At 41.9% G+C, this 16,940-nt stretch carries 15 protein-coding genes and 1 pseudogene; 5 read left to right on the top strand and 11 right to left on the bottom strand.

Annotation, left to right across the window (positions count from 1 at the left end; genetic code table 11):
* Positions 1–142 precede the first annotated feature (142 nt).
* The 7 genes and pseudogenes from A3775_RS24130 to A3775_RS10565 all read right to left on the bottom strand — a co-directional run bounded on the left by A3775_RS24130 (position 143) and on the right by A3775_RS10565 (position 6,967).
* A pseudogene (locus tag A3775_RS24130) lies at positions 143–496 on the bottom strand (hypothetical protein).
* A gap of 82 nt (positions 497–578) precedes the next feature.
* Positions 579–965, bottom strand: coding sequence for a type II toxin-antitoxin system VapC family toxin (locus tag A3775_RS10540; RefSeq protein ID WP_066378839.1), 387 nt, complete (start codon positions 963–965; stop codon positions 579–581).
* The gene (locus A3775_RS10545) at positions 962–1,189 is read right to left on the bottom strand and encodes a type II toxin-antitoxin system Phd/YefM family antitoxin (protein ID WP_066378837.1); all 228 of its coding nucleotides are present in this window, start codon (positions 1,187–1,189) and stop codon (positions 962–964) included. The genes A3775_RS10540 and A3775_RS10545 overlap by 4 nt, the downstream gene beginning before the upstream one ends.
* Positions 1,190–1,251: 62 nt before the next feature.
* Positions 1,252–1,413: a hypothetical protein gene (locus A3775_RS10550; protein WP_156481594.1), complete on the bottom strand. Its 162-nt coding sequence runs from the start codon at positions 1,411–1,413 to the stop codon at positions 1,252–1,254.
* A 252-nt stretch (positions 1,414–1,665) separates the two neighbouring features.
* On the bottom strand, positions 1,666–3,456 hold the full coding sequence (gene typA, locus A3775_RS10555; protein ID WP_066378833.1) for a translational GTPase TypA: 1,791 nt from the start codon (positions 3,454–3,456) through the stop codon (positions 1,666–1,668).
* A 576-nt stretch (positions 3,457–4,032) separates the two neighbouring features.
* Positions 4,033–5,940 carry a 1-deoxy-D-xylulose-5-phosphate synthase gene (gene dxs / locus A3775_RS10560; protein WP_066424877.1) on the bottom strand — a complete coding sequence of 636 codons (1,908 nt, stop codon included), beginning with the start codon at positions 5,938–5,940 and terminating at the stop codon, positions 4,033–4,035.
* A gap of 343 nt (positions 5,941–6,283) precedes the next feature.
* The gene (locus A3775_RS10565) at positions 6,284–6,967 is read right to left on the bottom strand and encodes an S-layer homology domain-containing protein (RefSeq protein ID WP_197480128.1); all 684 of its coding nucleotides are present in this window, start codon (positions 6,965–6,967) and stop codon (positions 6,284–6,286) included.
* 347 nt (positions 6,968–7,314) lie between these two features.
* Between A3775_RS10565 and rpiA the strand changes: the two genes are divergently transcribed.
* Complete coding sequence (gene rpiA, locus A3775_RS10570; RefSeq protein ID WP_066378830.1) at positions 7,315–8,025, top strand: ribose-5-phosphate isomerase RpiA; 711 nt, start codon at positions 7,315–7,317, stop codon at positions 8,023–8,025.
* 103 nt (positions 8,026–8,128) lie between these two features.
* Here the strand turns inward: rpiA and A3775_RS10575 are convergent, their stop codons facing one another.
* On the bottom strand, positions 8,129–8,884 hold the full coding sequence (locus A3775_RS10575) for a type 1 glutamine amidotransferase (protein ID WP_231866985.1): 756 nt from the start codon (positions 8,882–8,884) through the stop codon (positions 8,129–8,131).
* 260 nt (positions 8,885–9,144) lie between these two features.
* Here A3775_RS10575 and A3775_RS10580 point away from each other — a divergent pair, with 260 nt between their 5' ends.
* The 3 genes from A3775_RS10580 (at position 9,145) to A3775_RS10590 (ending at position 12,274) form a co-directional block, all read left to right on the top strand.
* Positions 9,145–10,434, top strand: a complete 1,290-nt coding sequence (locus A3775_RS10580) for a serine hydrolase (RefSeq protein WP_066424879.1) — start codon at positions 9,145–9,147, stop codon at positions 10,432–10,434.
* Positions 10,435–10,974: 540 nt separating this feature from the next.
* Positions 10,975–11,337, top strand: coding sequence for a ferredoxin (locus A3775_RS10585; RefSeq protein WP_066424895.1), 363 nt, complete (start codon positions 10,975–10,977; stop codon positions 11,335–11,337).
* 139 nt (positions 11,338–11,476) lie between these two features.
* Positions 11,477–12,274, top strand: coding sequence for a hypothetical protein (locus tag A3775_RS10590; protein WP_066424881.1), 798 nt, complete (start codon positions 11,477–11,479; stop codon positions 12,272–12,274).
* Positions 12,275–12,359: 85 nt separating this feature from the next.
* Here A3775_RS10590 and A3775_RS10595 read toward each other — a convergent pair whose 3' ends face one another.
* Positions 12,360–14,201 carry a tetratricopeptide repeat protein gene (locus tag A3775_RS10595; protein WP_066424882.1) on the bottom strand — a complete coding sequence of 614 codons (1,842 nt, stop codon included), beginning with the start codon at positions 14,199–14,201 and terminating at the stop codon, positions 12,360–12,362.
* A gap of 65 nt (positions 14,202–14,266) precedes the next feature.
* Complete coding sequence (locus A3775_RS10600; protein WP_066424884.1) at positions 14,267–15,562, bottom strand: ABC transporter substrate-binding protein; 1,296 nt, start codon at positions 15,560–15,562, stop codon at positions 14,267–14,269.
* Between the two features lie 219 nt (positions 15,563–15,781).
* Between A3775_RS10600 and A3775_RS10605 the strand changes: the two genes are divergently transcribed.
* Entirely contained in the window at positions 15,782–16,537 is a 756-nt protein-coding gene (locus tag A3775_RS10605; RefSeq protein ID WP_066378811.1) for a YebC/PmpR family DNA-binding transcriptional regulator, read from the top strand.
* A gap of 106 nt (positions 16,538–16,643) precedes the next feature.
* On the opposite strand, the gene A3775_RS10610 is transcribed toward A3775_RS10605, so the two are convergent.
* Positions 16,644–16,847: a hypothetical protein gene (locus A3775_RS10610; protein ID WP_066424886.1), complete on the bottom strand. Its 204-nt coding sequence runs from the start codon at positions 16,845–16,847 to the stop codon at positions 16,644–16,646.
* Positions 16,848–16,940: the final 93 nt, after the last annotated feature.

A 16,940-nucleotide genomic window follows, 5' to 3' on the forward strand; every position in this document is an offset into this window, starting at 1 on the left:
CACGCCGCTAATGGCATACAGCCAGCCATTGTATTAATAGCTGCACCAAAAAAACAAACAGCAATTGCCGCTAGTATCCAACCGGTGTATGCTGGGGTGCTAGCATGGGTTTCTAACCAGTTAGTGATGGGTTTGATAATTTTCATGTTTCCGTTTTAACCCAACACTCATGAAAATTCACAGTAGTCGCGCCGCAATTTAACCATCTTTGAGTCACTTCGCTGAGGGCTTCATTGATTATCTCATCGCTCACGCCATGACGCTTGAGGCTAGCGATAAGTGCTGACACAGTATCACTGTCTAATCGTTCCATATCAGCCCTGAGTCCTTGACCAATATAAGCACGAACTCATGGTTGATAGCCAGAAAATCCCAGTAATGGTGCTATTCTTTTCAAATCTTCGATGACATCTTCGGGAATGCGAATTGTGATTGTCGTCATCGGACGATTTTTATCTAGTCGCTCAACATATTTACCTCTAACCCCCCCTTCCATTTGAGCGAAGTCGTACTCAGGACGTAATTCATCTTCCATTTCGTTTTTAACTTCCTTAGTGACTTGATCAAGGTGGTACAATTCACCACAATATTTGCACAGGATAGCTTTCAAACACACTGTCTTTAGTAACTATCGGTATGCTCTCCACCAAACTTTGAGAAATTATCAGTCGATCAAATGGATCTCTATGGCAAAAAGGCAACTTTGCTAACTCATCTAAATGTTCTGGTCGTATTTCCAGTAATTCAATAGCGTTACCATAGACCTGTTGCTTAACCAACTCAGTAAAAGTCATGTCTAGTTGTAGCTTGCCAATACTGACTTTGATAGACATTTCCCAAAGACTGGCAATGCTCAAAAACCTTTGATTTTGCTGATCTTCAATCAGATTTTTTGCCGTCTCACTGAGATTCAAACTGCCCTCAATAAACCATAAAAACGTATGGGTGTCGAGCATGAGCCTCATGGTGCGTATTCCTCAAAATCTGCCAATGGCTCATCAAAATCGTCTGACATTTTTACTAAACCCCTAGCACTACCAAACTTGGGGCGTGCTTCCACTCGACCAAGCGGCACGATTTTGAAAGATGTGCCATCACTGCGTGTGATAATGACTTCTTCTCCACCAGCCGCCTCTTCAATTAGTTGTGCTAGGCGAGTCTCAGCTTCTTTCAAATTAACTTGGTGCATTGATAGTTTTTACCAAAACCCGATGTTTTGAATATAGCTTTTTTGTCAGCTTTTGCTTCAGTTTAGCCTTGTGCGTTGCGTCTCGCTAATAAGCGATCGCGTATCCCAACAGGATGAAACCGTCTCTCCAGCAATACAAGAATCAGCTTTTGAAGCCTCTCTCCATTCCAACAAGCTGCTTTCATTAGATAAGCTGCATCAACTATCCATATTGTTCTTGTCACAATCAATGCCTCCAGAAATAAAATGCGTCTATTAGCTTGACTAAGTAAAAGTATATTAACCATCCATGCTAACCGATACGCTCCTTTTCTATAAGCAAGAGATTGTCTTGATAACAACTGCGGAATTATTCACAGGCAAAATTCCTTGGAATAATGTATGTAAAAGCTCATGTCTTAGGTGTGTATTCAAGATAAATAAAAAACAAAAAGCCCGCATTGGCGGGCTTTATAAATCTATTTAAGTAACTTTACTTATCTTTTCGCCAACTTCTTCGCCATCTTTCTTAGGCGAATAGATTGGGGTGTAACTTCCACCAACTCATCGGGGCCGATGTACTCTAACGCCCGTTCGAGACTCATTTCTACAGGTGCTTGCAACTGTACCAACTCGTCGCCACCGGATGCGCGGTGGTTGGTTAACTGCTTGGTTTTGCAGACATTCAGTTCTAAGTCTTGGGGACGGTTGTGTTCACCCACAATCATACCCTTGTAAACTTTAGTACCGGGAGTAATAAAGAATAAACCTCTATCTTCTGCGTTCTTCATGGCGTAGAAGGTAGAAACACCTTCTTCAAAGGCAATCAACACGCCTTTGTTACGGGCTTCAATTTCGCCACAAATCGCACGATAATCTAAGAAGCTGTGGTTCATGATACCTTCACCACGGGTCATCCGCATGAATTCACCACGGAAACCAATCAAACCACGGGCGGGTATGACAAACTCTAACTGGGTGCGGTTGCTAACCCCAGGCTGCATATCTTGCATTTCGCCTTTACGTTGTCCTAAACGTTCGATACAGCTACCAACTGCATCTGAAGGAACGTCTAATACTAACAATTCATAAGGTTCACAGGGTTGACCGTTAACTTCGCGGTAAATTACCTGTGGCTGGGATACTTGGAACTCGTAACCCTCACGGCGCATGGTTTCGATTAAGATACCCAGGTGCAGTTCACCACGACCGGAAACCAGGAATTTATCGGGGGAGTCGGTTTCTTCGACGCGCAGGGCTACGTTAGTTTCTAGTTCGCGGAATAGGCGATCGCGCACTTGTCGAGATGTCACCAGTTTACCTTCTTGACCCGCAAAAGGTGAATCATTCACCCAGAAGGTCATCTGTAAAGTAGGCTCATCTACTTTAATTAATGGTAAAGCTTGCGGTTCGTTGGGGTCTGTAATTGTTTCCCCAATATTGGCATCCGCAAAACCAGCCACCGCTACAATATAACCGGCGGAAGCTTCTTCTAATTCTACCCGCCTCAAACCTTCAAAACCTAGCAATTTGCTGATTTTAGACTTGACAATTGCGCCACTTTCTGTTACCAAAGCAGCTTGTTGTCCAGCCTGGATTTTACCGTTGTGAATTCTACCAATCACAATCCGTCCTAGATATTCAGAATAATCTAGGGTTGTAACTTGCAATTGCAGAGGCTTGCTAGCATCACCAACTGGGGGTGGAACGTGTCGTAAAATCGCTTCAAATAAGGGTTGCATATCCTTGGATTCATCTTCCAAGGATTCTTTAGCGAAACCAGACAAACCAGAGGCAAACAGATAGGGGAAATCGCACTGGTCATTATCCGCGCCTAATTCCACGAACAAATCGAATACCTTGTCTACTGCACCGTAGGGTTCTGCTTGGGGACGGTCGATTTTGTTAACCACAACAATCGGGCGTAGTCCTTTTTCTAATGCCTTTTTCAACACAAAGCGTGTTTGAGGCATCGGGCCTTCATTAGCATCTACAATCAGGATACAACCGTCAACCATACCCAGAACCCGTTCCACTTCGCCACCGAAGTCAGCATGTCCAGGGGTATCAATAATATTGATGAGTGTATCTTTGTAGCGAACTGCTGTATTTTTCGCCAGAATCGTAATCCCCCGTTCCCGTTCTAGGTCGTTGGAGTCCATGACGCAATCCGGAACGTCTTCACCTTCTCGGAAAATGCCGGACTGTCTCAGGAGTGCATCAACCAGGGTGGTTTTGCCGTGGTCTACGTGGGCGATAATGGCGACGTTACGAATGGGAAGCGTCATAGAAACTTAGTGTTAACTCTAGAGGGAGTTTGTAGATTTACAATTAATTGCTCGGCTGCTTTAACAGAATTGGGTTTGTTAGGCAAATTCTGTAAAGAACCTTTAATAATTCTAGCTTAATTGTCACAATTGTAGGCGACTTTGTAAATGGGGCTGCGACGGAGAAATCAAGCGGCTTGTGAACTCAGTGGGTTTTCAGTTCACATAAACATAGATTCTCAACTTTTGTCAGGAGATTTATTGAATAAATGTGCCAAAGTTAACAATGAGTTGATGATATCTAGAAACATAGGCTAAGAATTGCGATCGCTTCCGTCGTCAAATCACATCATAATAAGTGTGTGTGCAAATTATTATTGTCACTCTGAAAGTCTGAAAGTCTCTCTAACCTAACCCCCCTCACCCCCCTTCCCTACAAGGGAATGGGGGAAGATGTAGAGACGTTTCATGAAACGTCTCTACATTTGTAGGGGATAGGTTTAAATGGAAAGCACAATGTTTAAGAATCTCAAATAAAAATAACCCCTAAAAACAGGGGTTATTTCACGAAAGCTTAGACTAACAACCAGAAATTAACTACACAACAGCCGATGCTTGTTTCTGAAAGAAAGCAGTTAACACTCTTTCGGCAATTTGACGGCTAGTTAATCCTAATTCGGCTTTTGATTCATCAGGTGTAGCGTGTTCCACCAACACATCAGGAATACCAATGCGTTTCACAGGAACTAGCACATCAGCATCTAACAAGGCTTCTGCGACAGCTGAACCAAAGCCACCCATTTCACAGCCTTCTTCAAGAGTGACTACACGCCCAATTTTCTTAGCTAAAGGTAAAATTAATTCTGTATCCAAAGGTTTAACAAACCGGGCATTAATCACAGTCGCTTCAATACCATGTTCGCTGAGAATTTCCGCCGCTTGCATACTGGGGTAAACCATTGTACCATAGCCGACGATTAACACATCCTCGCCATTGCGGAGAATTTCACCTTTACCAATTTCCAAAGGTTCCCAACCTTCTTCCATCAGAGGCACACCGTAACCATTACCACGAGGGAAACGCATCGCAATTGGGCTGCTGGTATGGTTAATACCAGTTACAATCATCCGTTGCAATTCTGCCTCATCTTTTGGTGCCATCAACACCATATTAGGAATACAACGCAGATAGGCTATGTCATACATCCCTTGGTGAGTAGGGCCATCCGCGCCCACAATTCCCGCCCTATCCAGACAGAAAAATACTGGTAGGTTTTGAATACAGACATCGTGGATAATCTGGTCATAAGCCCGTTGCAGGAAGGTAGAGTAAATCGCCGCTACAGGACGCATACCTTCACAAGCTAACCCTGCCGCCAATGTCACGGCGTGTTGTTCAGCGATACCGACATCAATATATTGATTGGGTAATTTGGCTTGCAGTTTATCTAAACCTGTACCTGTCGCCATCGCTGCCGTAATACCGATAATTTTAGGGTTTTGTTCGGCAAGTTTGACGAGAGTATGAGAAAAGACTTTAGCATAAGCCGGGGGTTTGGGCTTGCTAGAAGGAATCGCTTTACCTGTTGCCAAGTTAAAGGGGTTTTGGGCGTGATAGCCTACTTGGTCTTGTTCCGCAATTTCATAACCTTTGCCCTTCACTGTCACCACATGGACTAACACAGGCCCGGCGATTTGATGCGCCTGTTGGAAGGTAGCGATTAATTCTTCCAAATTATGCCCATCTACTGGCCCCATGTAAGTAAAGCCCAGTTCTTCAAAAACTGCGCCTACTTTGGGAACTGCTAAACGCTTCATCCCTTCTTTGATGCGTCCTAGTTCGGGGGATAAAGATTCACCCACAAAAGGAATATGTTTCACCTGTTCCTCAAAATTATCTTTGAAGAACTGCATTGGCGGACTGAGACGCATTTTGTTGAGGTAGCGAGGAATAGCACCCACATTCGGAGAGATGGACATCTCATTGTCGTTGAGAACCACCAACAGGTTAGTTTTGGGTAAGTGTCCGGCGTGGTTGATGGCTTCTAAAGCCATACCACCAGTTAAAGCACCATCACCAATTACCGCCGCGACTTTAAATTTTTCCCCGTTCATATCTCGTGCTAAAGCCATACCTAGGGCTGCTGAGATACTGGTGGAAGCGTGGCCTGCACCAAAGTGATCGAATTTGTTTTCACACAGCTTGAGATAACCAGCAATTCCGTCTTTTTGTCTGAGGGTGTGGAAGTCGTTGTACCGTCCTGTGATCAGTTTGTGGGGATAAGCTTGGTGTCCTACATCCCAAATCACTTTATCTCGGTCTAAATCTAAAGTCTGGTAAAGCCCTAGTGTTAACTCTACAACACCCAAGCCAGGCCCCAGATGTCCACCAGTTGCGGCTACCGTTTGTAAATGTTTATCTCGAATTTGGCGGGCGATCTGTTGCAGTTGCCGGATAGATAAACCGTGCAACTGATTAGGATGGGTGATTTCACTCAAGTGCATATTATAGCGTTTTCCTCTCTAATCTCTAACTTTTGGTATTCTGATTTTCCCACGGTCGGGTTATCGGCAGAATTAGACTGTCACTAAGTAGCAGTCTAAAATGTAATTGCCAAACGTGGGTAATTAGGTAAAAGGTTGTCAGGATTTATTCTTAATCAGTAGGCTTCTAAGTTTAGACCGCAAACTTACTATAAAGTATGTAATTATTCGCAGGTTTTAAAAGTAGCGAAATAGACAATTGTCCAGGTAAAACAGCAATATATCTCCAATTTGAGCATCAACAGTCCACAGTGTAGGGATGTAATATTTTAACTTCTGCTTTTTGGCTGTGTGCTGTTTGAAATTACAGAGGTGCTGGGGAGTTAGTAGCACTGGGAACTTCTGGCATTTCCGGTTGCTTTTGCTGTCTTTGCAAATATTTACTCAACAGATGTGCCATATCCCCGCGAGTCATAGGTTTTAAGGGGGCTAGATGATTCTCGGCATCAGTGTTAATAAATCCTTCTGCTACTACTGTGGCGATCGCTCTTCTTGCCCAATTAGGTATAATCTTCGCATCTGGGTATGGGGCTAAAATATCATTAACTGTATCATCACCAAACTGAAACACGCCGTAAGCTTGAGCAAAAATCGCTAAACCTTCTGCCCTGGTGACTCTTTGATTAGGGAAAAACAAATTACCCCGATAACCTCTCATCACATCTGTTTTCAACACTGTCTGGATATCTTGGTATGCCCAGTGAGATGAGGGAACATCTGATACAGGTACAGATTTGTCTTGTTTAGCGGCTTCACGCTTATCTAAATGAAAGGCTTTAACTAAAATCGTGGCTAATTCTGCACGACTCATCAACCGTTCTGGATAAAAGTTACCATCCGGTGCATTAGTCATCAACTTGGCAGCAACTACTTCTTCAATTGCTGCTGATGTCACTCCCGCATGAGTTTCACTCGCCTGGGCTGGCACAATTACCGGGAAGCTTTGGAGTAGTAGCACTAAAGAAAATGTACTTAGCCAAGGGCGCATAGTTCTTACCACTGGAAATCTGCTTCTCTGTATCTACAATAACTGGCGGGACGTAACCCATCACGCACTGATTATGTTGACACATTTTTATTGGTTAAGGTTGCCGAGGTTGGGGACTGGGGATTGGGGACTGGGGATTGGGGATTGGGGATTGGGGACTGGGCATGGGTAATTATTTATTCCTTGTCTACCTTGTCTACCTTGTCCCCTTGTCCCCCTTCCTTTGTCTTCCTCATCCCCCTCATCCCGAAAAATTGTGCTGGAGTGAATTTTGAAGTGGCAAGGATTGTAGTATAGTCGGCCGTGGTGAAGCCATCAATTTAGACAATATTTTAGGAGTTTTGGGAATGACAGGAACAATAGACCCAGTTACTTTGATGAAGCAAGAAGTTGGTAAAGCTGCGGCGGCTTTGGTTAAGTCTGGTTCAATTGTGGGGTTGGGGACTGGTTCTACTACAGCTTACACGATTCAATATTTAGGCGATCGCCTCAAGTCTGGCGAACTCAAAGATATTCTTGGTATCCCTACCTCGTTTCAGTCTGAGGTGTTGGCGAAAAAATACGGCGTTCCTCTCACCACTCTAGACGCTGTTGACCATATTGATATTGCCATTGATGGGGCTGATGAAGTTGACCCCAACAAAAACTTGATTAAAGGTGGTGGTGCAGCCCATACCCGCGAGAAAGTTGTTGATTACTTGGCGAATCAATTTATTGTCGTGGTAGACAGTGGTAAATTAGTAGACCGCTTAGGTTCTGTTTTCGCTGTCCCAGTGGAAGTTATCCCCATGGCAATTACCCCTGTAACTAATGCGATTAAAAAACTCGGTGGTAAACCAGAACTGCGTATGGGTGTGAAAAAAGCCGGCCCTGTAATCACTGACCAAGGTAACTTTGTCTTAGATGTGAGATTTGATTCCATTGACGACCCAGTTAACCTAGAAAAAACCCTGAATAATATTCCAGGTGTTTTAGAAAATGGTATCTTCGTCAACTGTGCAGATGTAGTTTTAGTTGGCGAAGTCGTAGACGGTAAGCCAGTAGTGCGACAACTCTAGGTTGCGATTGAAAGGCTAGGAATCAGCAGGGGTGCAGGGGTAGACAAGGGAGAAATTCTTTCCTATTCCCCAGTCCCCATTCCCCATTCCCCAAACAGGTAAACTAGCTCAGACTTTGATTAGCAAGTCTATCTAGTATGTTGCTCATTATAGTGTTAATCTTGTCAAAATTCTCTTCTTGGGCTAGCATCTGTTCTGGTTGCTGAATGTATTTGCCATCAACCAGTTCATTGGCACAATTCTCTATTATCTGACGAATACTGTCTTGAGTTGACTCCAAGTGAAACTGTAAAGCTAATACATTCTTTTTATAAATAAATGCCTGATTCTGACAAGCTTCGCTGTAAGCTAATCTAGTTGCGCTTTGAGGTAAATCAAACGTGTCACCATGCCAATGAAACACTGTAAACTTTGGCGGTAAAGCACCGAAAATAGCTGATTCTTGGGCTAATTTTGTGAGTTCAATCGGAAACCAACCTATTTCTTTATACTGTCCTTGATAAACTCTTGCTCCTAAAACATCCGCGATTAATTGCGCTCCTAAACAAATGCCGATAACTATCTTATTCGCTTGAATTACTTGTTCTATAAATCGCTTTTCTGGAGTCAGCCAAGCATACTTTTCATCCTCATATATATTCATCGGCCCACCCATGACTATTAACCAATCAATCTCATCAATTTTCGGTAAAGGGTCATTTTCATAAAATTTAGTGGCTGAAATTTGATGATGATTTTTGATAGCCCATGATTCTATACTGGCAAGGTTTTCAAAAGGAACATGTTGTAAATAATGGATTTTCATCGACAAGTTTTTGTAAAAATGGGCAAATTGGCTATTTAATTGTTCAAGATTCATTGTATTGTTAAAACACCTAGTTGAGTTGCTTTGATTGGTTCAATGCTGGCATATTGACAAATGAATGAAACTATGTTGTCGTAGTGTTGACTAATCTGTGTCGGCTTTCTTGAAATGACATTGGAACTATTTGATTTTATCAACGTCTCGATGTCGGAAAAGAAAGGCAATTACTAGAGTGTTAAATATTCTCCGGAAAATATTTAACAGTCTCAGAAAAACTTGCAAATGCACTATATCGCTGTTCACAACTCACACGCATGAAATCACCTGTTTTATTTCTCGGCTTACTCAGCAGTGTTCTTGTATCTTTACCTGCAAATGCAGCCCGCTTACAATCATGGAATTTTAACCCCAATAATAATCAATTAAGTATCACTACTGATTCTGAAGTTAAACCAAAAGCTTTTTTAATTAGTAACCCTAATCGCATTGTCATTGACTTTCCCAAAACCAGCTTAAACCGTAGTACAATCAATAGAAGCTTTGGGGCAGCAGTTAGAGAAATTCGGATTGGTCAGTTTGATGCTCAAACTACTAGGATAGTGGTTGAGCTAGCCCCTGGTTATACAGCTAATCCTGAAAAATTATTGATTAAAGGAAATTTGTCTACTCGCTGGGTTGTTGATTTATCAGTAATTGAGAAGGATGTTGAGCAAATATCATCTAGTCCAATCTCTGGTAGTGAAGATAAAATTTTTCTTCCCATCGAAAATAACTTAAATTTTGCGGGGGTTGTACCTTTAAATCATGAGATATCTCAACTGGAGTCTCAAATTAAAAGCTTGATGAGACGTTACAGTTCTCTCACACCCGGAATGTTTTTCTTAGATATGGAAACGGGTGAGTATTTAGACATCAACGGTGAGAAAGCATTCCCTGCTGCTAGCACTATTAAGTTCCCGGTTCTTGTGGCTTTATTCCAAGAAATTGAGGCGGGTAGAGTCAAGACAAATGAAACTTTAGTAATGCGGCGTGACTTGATGACTGGTGGTTCGGGTAATATGCAGTATCAAAAGCCTGGAACTAAGTTTAATCTTTTGGAAACTGCCACCAGAATGATGACTATCAGCGATAATACCGCCACCAATATGATTATTGATCGCTTGGGTGGTAAGAATAGACTGAATGAGCGTTTCCGCAGTTGGGGATTGCAAAATACTGTGATTCGTAATTTGCTAGGAGATTTTAAAGGGACTAATACAACCAGTGCTAAAGATTTAGTCCGGTTGGCGGCGTTAATTTCTAATGATAAGTTGATCAATCGTAACAGCTATGCTCAGGTGATGGATATCATGCGTCGCTGCAAAAACAGAAGTTTGTTACCTGTTGGTCTGGGTAAAGGTGCGGCGATCGCTCACAAAACAGGTACACTAGGAAGGGTGTTAGGCGATGCTGGCATTATACAAACACCATCAGGAAAACGCTACTTAGCAGGTATTTTAGTAGGTAGACCTTTTCGTGATGCTAGAGCCAAGAGTTTTATCAATCAAGTTTCTCGTCTAGTATATGGCTACCTGGAACAACCAAGATCAGTTAGCCAGAAGTAATTTCTCTAACCAGAATTCATTTCAGTCTCGGCAGTGATTGATTCTTCACTGCCGATTTTTGATTTGTAGCTATTTGAAGTTAAGTTCAGAAATATATATCAGATGATAGATGTTAAATCGTTAGAATTTAATCAGTTATTGCTGCCTGAATTTGATTAATTTTTCAGATATATTGCTAAATATTTAGTTATTTGTCACAGAAATTAATAATTTTTATTTTGACTAATTTATCTCAAAAAAAGACGTAATTATCGATTAATTTTTAGGTCTGATGTTTGATTTCAGTGGACAAAAAAGACGGACTTAATAAACTCCAGTTTTTCAGTAGGCTTTATAAGCCTGACTTGGCAATGATTAGTAATCAAACCCCTATAAACTTGTGTAGATTGTTGATGAAAACCCGGTAATTTTATCGGGAAAGTCAACTTAAAAATTTTATGACCAAAAGGGCTATTGACGTTTTCAAAAGTTATGATTAGCGTTATAGGTAAGTCCTGCAAAGGACGTTATCTAAGCATCAGAAAATCGGAGGTATTTCCTATGATGATGATGATGACTGAATCGATGACTGAGCAAATGCAAGCTTGTATGAAAGCTTGTATGGAATGTCAGAAAATGTGCATGGAAACTATGACTTACTGCATGAGTAAAGGCGGTAAGCAAATGGAGATGGGCATGATGGGCATGATGCGCGACTGCGCGGAAATGTGCATGATGTGTATGAATATGATGATGGGCGGTTCTGAGTTTATGGGACGCACTTGTATGCTCTGTGCAGAAATGTGCGATCGCGTGGCGATGGCCTGTGAACAAATGCCCGATGATAAAATGATGATGGATTGTGCAATGGCTTGCCGCAATTGTGCAGAAGCTTGCAGAGCCATGCAAATGATGCCTGCATAATTTAACTAACTAGCAGAAGTTTATCTGCAACCTATTATTCAAGCGTCTAGACTTTTTTTGTCTGGACGCTTGAAGTTTTAAGAGTAAAATATTAACTTTAAAATAGGGACTAAACTTTTGCTAATATGCCATTGGCTAGATGAAACATCTGAAATCCCGTTCCCAAGACTTGCGGAGTTTATTTGAGAACAATATCACAATTGAATATGTGGCGGAATCTCTCAAATCTGTGCCAGCAGAGTCAAACGTGACAGAAGTGCTGCTCTGGATGCAGGTACAAGATTTTGATGTGGTGGGAATTGAAACGGGAACTACTATCACCGGCTATATTGAACGCTCTAATTTAATCACTGCTAAATCTGGTAATTGTGGTGACTATCAGCGTGTGTTTCATCCTCAAGAACTCATTGCTGTTTCTACACCACTCATCAAGTTACTACCCATCTTACAACAAAGTCCTAGACTGTTTGTTCTAGACTGCAATCAGGTGAGTGGAATTATTACCTGTGGCGACTTACAAAAAGCACCAGTCAGAATGTTACTTTTTGGTTTAGTGACTTTATTAGAAATGAATTTGTTACGATTGGTAAGGCTTTACTATCCTCAAGATTCTTGGCAGAAATTGCTTAGAAATGAACGTTTAGAAATTGCCCGTAAATTATGGCGAGAAAGTCAAGAAAGAAACGAAGCTACAGATTTGTTAGATTATCTCCAGTTTTGTGATAAGCGCGAGTTAGTTTTACATCATCCAGAATTACTGCAACAATTAGATTTAAAATCAAAACGTTCTGGTGAACGCTTTTTAAAAGCTGCTGAACAGTTACGCAATAAATTAGCTCATGCTCAAAATTTGGCTAGCGGTTCTTCTTGGAATGATTTGATTTCTTTGGCAGCGCAGATAGAAAAGTTGTTAATTCGTTGTGAGGAAATTGAGTAATTTTAAGTTGGGATGAGAATGGAACGCAGATGAACGCAGATAAACGCGGATGAATCTGGATTTTATGCGGTTGGAATCTGCTTGATTACGTTGATTCTTGATATTGTGTTAGCAATTTGGGTATGTAATCATAGCCGTCTATGCCTATGATGGCGATGATTTTGGGGCGGTGTTGCAGAAGTAAGTTTTGAAAGTTTTCTGTGCCTATTTGTCCTTGTAATATTATTAGTAATCCGGCTGGTTGTCGCCATTCTCTAGAGGCAATTTGCTCTAAAAGATACATTCCTAAGCTGCCAGTGTATACGGCTTTTTCTGGATTTTGTAAGTGATAATAAGCTTCGGCTAGATAGGCTAAGTTACGTCCTTGGAGGTATAAATCGCCGGAAATTTGCGCTGTTTTAAAACCATCTTCTAGATATTTAATGGCTGTTTCTGGTTTTTGAATTACTAGATAGGCAATTCCTAAGCTACTGAGACATAAGGCTTTACTTTGAATATCAGCTAATTTTTCTGATAAGTTTAATCCTTGTTCTAAATAGTTAATTGCCATTTCATAAGTTTCTGGTTCTACTTGTTCCAGTTTTTGGGCTTGCATGACTTCGCTGTAACCTAAGTTAACCAAGGCGTTGGCTTCTCCGGTGCGATCGCCTGTTTGACGACTCAGCATTAATGCTCTTTGACTCTGATTTATCGCTTCGGTGTAGTTCTGTTCTTGTACGTAGGTACGGCTGAGGTGATTTAAATTCGCAATTTCACAGGGGCGATCGCCTGCATTCCTGGCTATTTCCAAGGCTTGCTCATGAAATTGGATTGAGCGTTGATATTGTCCTAAAGCCCGTTGTGAATACCCCAACAGCGTTAAAATTCGCGCTTTTTCTTGTGTTCTCGCAACTTTGCTTAATGGTTCATCTAAATAATCCAGTGCATCCCGTAAGTAGCTACCAGAAAAGGAAGCGAAAATCCCACCGTACAGGGGAAAATAAGCACGTTGGGCAAAGGTTCGCAGAATTTGTAGCATGATTTGAGATGCTGCATTACTGTACACCGTTTGACTTTGCCAACCACTGGCTAACTGACTCCAAATTACAGCAAAAGTCAAGAAGGTGGAAATTGATAATTTAGAACCTGCTTGAATGTTATATGTTTGCTGGTCAAACCAACTAACTAACCCACGTTGCAAATATTGTAAAATTATGGATATTTCCACCCAATCACTCAGGGTTAATTCCCGTTGAGTTTCTGCAAAGGGAATTGCAGATTGCTCTACAGCTAAGGTGCGAAGTAAAGCTTGGGGTACATCACTATTAACTTTTTTTGCCCAAGTTGCCCAAGGGCCTGTTTCTCCTGGTACACCACCAAATCCCAAGGCTTGATTCTGCTCATACATCCAGCTTACTAGATGCTCTTGTAGCCTTTGCCAAGCAGTTAAACCACGGGTAATCCCTTGTGATATCTGGGCTATGTCTGCATCAAACTGGGCAAATTGTTGTAAGGATTTGGCTAATTGTTGTAGTTGGGATAAATTAAGCGGATTTTTGAGGTTTGGATCAGTCAGACGTAAGAATGTGGCGAGACGTTCATCTGCTGAAGCTGTGGTGATGGCTTGAGATGCGGAGGCGATCGCTTCTATGGCTTGATTTTGTTCTCTATATCTTTGCCATTGAGTTTGAATTGTTTTAATTGCTCGTAAACTGCGGTTGGCTTTGGCTTTTTTCACTTCATCAGGTTCGCTATCTACCTGTGTTTGGATTGCACTGGCGCGATCGCTCAAAGCTACCTCAAATATTTCCCCCGTACCAGCCACTAGACCTTTTTGCAGCATTTGATACACCATTTCTACAGAGCTAATTCTGCCCTGAAGAGTGAGTTGGACAATTTCATCAATTAAAGCGAGATAGCGATCGCGCAAAGGTAAAGAGTCTGACACTTTAATAACTGGGGAAAGTCACAACAACTCTTATTTTAGTGTACTGGGGCATGGGGGATTGGGCATCAATCAAAAATGAGATCCAAGCGTTGCTGTGATGCTTTGAGTGCGTCGGTGGGGGAACTTTGACCTAGTAATACAGCTTCTACGGCTCTACCTACACTATCAGAAATGCGATTGTAACCTGGGAAAATCGGACGACTGCGCCCATGTTTCGCTTGCTCTAAAAATACTTGCACTTGTGGGAGTTTCTGCACAAATTCCTGATATTTTGCACTTTCGCGGGACTTGACATTGATAGGTAAATAACCGGCTTCTAAGGCTAATTCGGTTTGAAATTCTTCGCTCATGGTATATTCAGCAAACTTAAAAGCGGCTTTTTGTCTTTCTGGTGTGGTTTTAAAGAAGAATAAATTTTCGCCGCCGATACTGGTTGAGGGTTGTTGGTTGGCTGGTAGGGGAAATACGCCAAAATCAATATTAGTAGCTTGGAATTGTCCGAGATTCCAGGGGCCGTTGATTTGCATTGCTACTTGTCCTGAGAGTAAAGGATCTGTTTCATAACCCCGTTCTGGACTGGATAACAGCGTCGAACCATCTTGAATGAGATTACGCCAAAATTGTAAAGCGGCGATCGCTCCTTGATTATCCTGTAACTTCACCTCTGCGGCATTTTGAACATCACCACTCACCAATTTACCGCCACTACTCCACATAAATGGCAACCAAGTAAAGACTGTAAATTCTCCTTTACCCAAAGGTAGAAACATTCCATACTGATCTATTCTGCCATCACCATCAGTGTCACGAGTTAATTGCTTGGCAACTTGCCGAAATTCCTCCCAAGTGCGGGGTGTTTCTGTAATTCCTGCGGCTTTAAATAAACTCGGACGATAAAAAATCCCTACGTTATTCGTAGCAAAAGGCACTGACCACAGTTTATCTTGGTATTGCATCGATGAATAGAGAGCGGGGTCAATTTCGTCTTTGACTGGGGAGTTTGCCAACATCTCATCTATAGGAATCAACGCCCCTAGTTCTACTAATTGTCCGGTAATGGTAGGATTAAACCACAATAAATCAGGTGGTGCGTTGCCCACAACAGCAGCCAAAATCTTGGGCATTTGCTGATCCTGTTGCCCAACATACAGTGATTCTACTTGAATATCTGGGTGAGTTTGATTAAATTTATCTACCAACCTTTGCAACACATCCCGATTTGGTGGTGGGTTCACCCCATGCCATAAAGTTATATGAGTGACTTTCCCCGCGTTAACTCCAGAGCGTATAGTTTGACAACCGCTTACAGCTAATAGTCCTACTACCAGTAACATCAGAAAACGGCGCAGGAAATTTTTCATCTTTTTGCTTTTGGTTCTGGATTTGCGAGGGTGAGAAATATACCGCATATTCAGGAGATAAACTACAGGTGACTCAAAAGGACTCAAAGGGACTGGGTAAATCAAGACAGATATTTCCCAATCTCCAATCCCCAATACCTAATCCCCAATCTTCCCTTTGCATCTGAGCCGAAGCTATGTATTATCCTATCTTTGGAGAGAGAATAAATCATTTAACTTATGGCTGGTCATAGTAAATGGGCAAATATTAAACGCCAAAAGGCTGTAGTTGATGCTAAGAAGGGTAAGACTTTTACCCAATTGTCTAGAGCCATTATTGTGGCGGCGAGAAATGGAATACCAGATCCAGCCGGGAATTTCCAGCTACGTACAGCGATTGAGAAGGCAAAAGCGGCGGGTATTCCGAATGAAAACATTGAAAGAGCGATCGCTAAAGGTGCTGGTACTTTTAATGATAATGCTACTCTCGAAGAGATTCGTTATGAAGGTTACGGCCCTGGTGGTGTAGCAATTTTAATTGAAGCCTTGACTGATAACCGTAATCGTACTGCGGCTGATTTGCGGGCAGCATTTAGTAAAAATGGTGGTAACTTGGGTGAAACAGGCTGTGTTAGCTGGATGTTTGACCAAAAAGGTGTATGTGTTGTTGAAGGTGTGCTTGATGAAGAGCAGCTTTTAGAAGCATCCTTAGAAGGTGGTGCGGAATCTTATGAGATGACGGCAGAAGACACGGCGGAAGTGTTGACGGAAGTCACTAATTTAGAAATTCTCAACCAAACCTTACAAGATAAAGGTTTTCAAGTCACCGATGTAGAATTGCGCTGGATTCCTAGTAACAATGTGGAAGTCACAGACGCAGAACAAGCGCGATCGCTCCTCAAGTTAATTGATACCCTAGAAGGTCTAGATGATGTGCAGAATGTCACTTCTAATTTTGATATGTCAGAGCAGTTATTAGCTGTGAGTGTTGGGTAGCAATATACACAGATTTTCTTTTTCTGCATGGAGACAGAAACAAAATATAAGCCTGATTTTTCAGGCAAATCAGGCTTATATACATTTTTATTGCCACAACTCGAATTTATACATTACGATTATCAATAGAGTGTTGTGCTGCGGCTTGTCGTACTAACTCAATATCTAATCCCATAGCCTCAGCGATTTGTTCTAAGCTTAATCCCAATCTTAAAAGACCAGGAATACCTTCCAGTTTGCCTTCCTGCTTACCTTCCTCTTTGGCTTCTTGGTAAACTCTGGTATTTCTAATCGCATCTAACCCTAACATAGCTTCTACCTCCTCGCGGCTAAGTTTAGCTTAAACAAAAAGAAGCCTCTCACTCACTGCGTTCGCGCAGCGTCTCGTAGAGAAGCAGGAGTG

The organism is Anabaena sp. 4-3, assembly GCF_001597745.1.
Classification (GTDB): Bacteria; Cyanobacteriota; Cyanobacteriia; order Cyanobacteriales; family Nostocaceae; genus Trichormus.

Coding starts and splice junctions, on each gene's coding strand:
- A3775_RS10545 (WP_066378837.1), bottom strand. CDS start 1,189: ATGCACCAAGTTAATTTGAAAGAAGCTGAGACTCGCCTAGCACAACTA.
- A3775_RS10590 (WP_066424881.1), top strand. CDS start 11,477: ATGAAACATCTGAAATCCCGTTCCCAAGACTTGCGGAGTTTATTTGAG.
- A3775_RS10580 (WP_066424879.1), top strand. CDS start 9,145: ATGAAATCACCTGTTTTATTTCTCGGCTTACTCAGCAGTGTTCTTGTA.
- A3775_RS10565 (WP_197480128.1), bottom strand. CDS start 6,967: ATGCGCCCTTGGCTAAGTACATTTTCTTTAGTGCTACTACTCCAAAGC.
- typA (WP_066378833.1), bottom strand. CDS start 3,456: ATGACGCTTCCCATTCGTAACGTCGCCATTATCGCCCACGTAGACCAC.
- dxs (WP_066424877.1), bottom strand. CDS start 5,940: ATGCACTTGAGTGAAATCACCCATCCTAATCAGTTGCACGGTTTATCT.
- A3775_RS10605 (WP_066378811.1), top strand. CDS start 15,782: ATGGCTGGTCATAGTAAATGGGCAAATATTAAACGCCAAAAGGCTGTA.
- rpiA (WP_066378830.1), top strand. CDS start 7,315: ATGACAGGAACAATAGACCCAGTTACTTTGATGAAGCAAGAAGTTGGT.
- A3775_RS10600 (WP_066424884.1), bottom strand. CDS start 15,562: ATGAAAAATTTCCTGCGCCGTTTTCTGATGTTACTGGTAGTAGGACTA.
- A3775_RS10540 (WP_066378839.1), bottom strand. CDS start 965: ATGAGGCTCATGCTCGACACCCATACGTTTTTATGGTTTATTGAGGGC.
- A3775_RS10585 (WP_066424895.1), top strand. CDS start 10,975: ATGATGATGATGATGACTGAATCGATGACTGAGCAAATGCAAGCTTGT.
- A3775_RS10575 (WP_231866985.1), bottom strand. CDS start 8,884: ATGAATCTTGAACAATTAAATAGCCAATTTGCCCATTTTTACAAAAAC.
- A3775_RS10610 (WP_066424886.1), bottom strand. CDS start 16,847: ATGTTAGGGTTAGATGCGATTAGAAATACCAGAGTTTACCAAGAAGCC.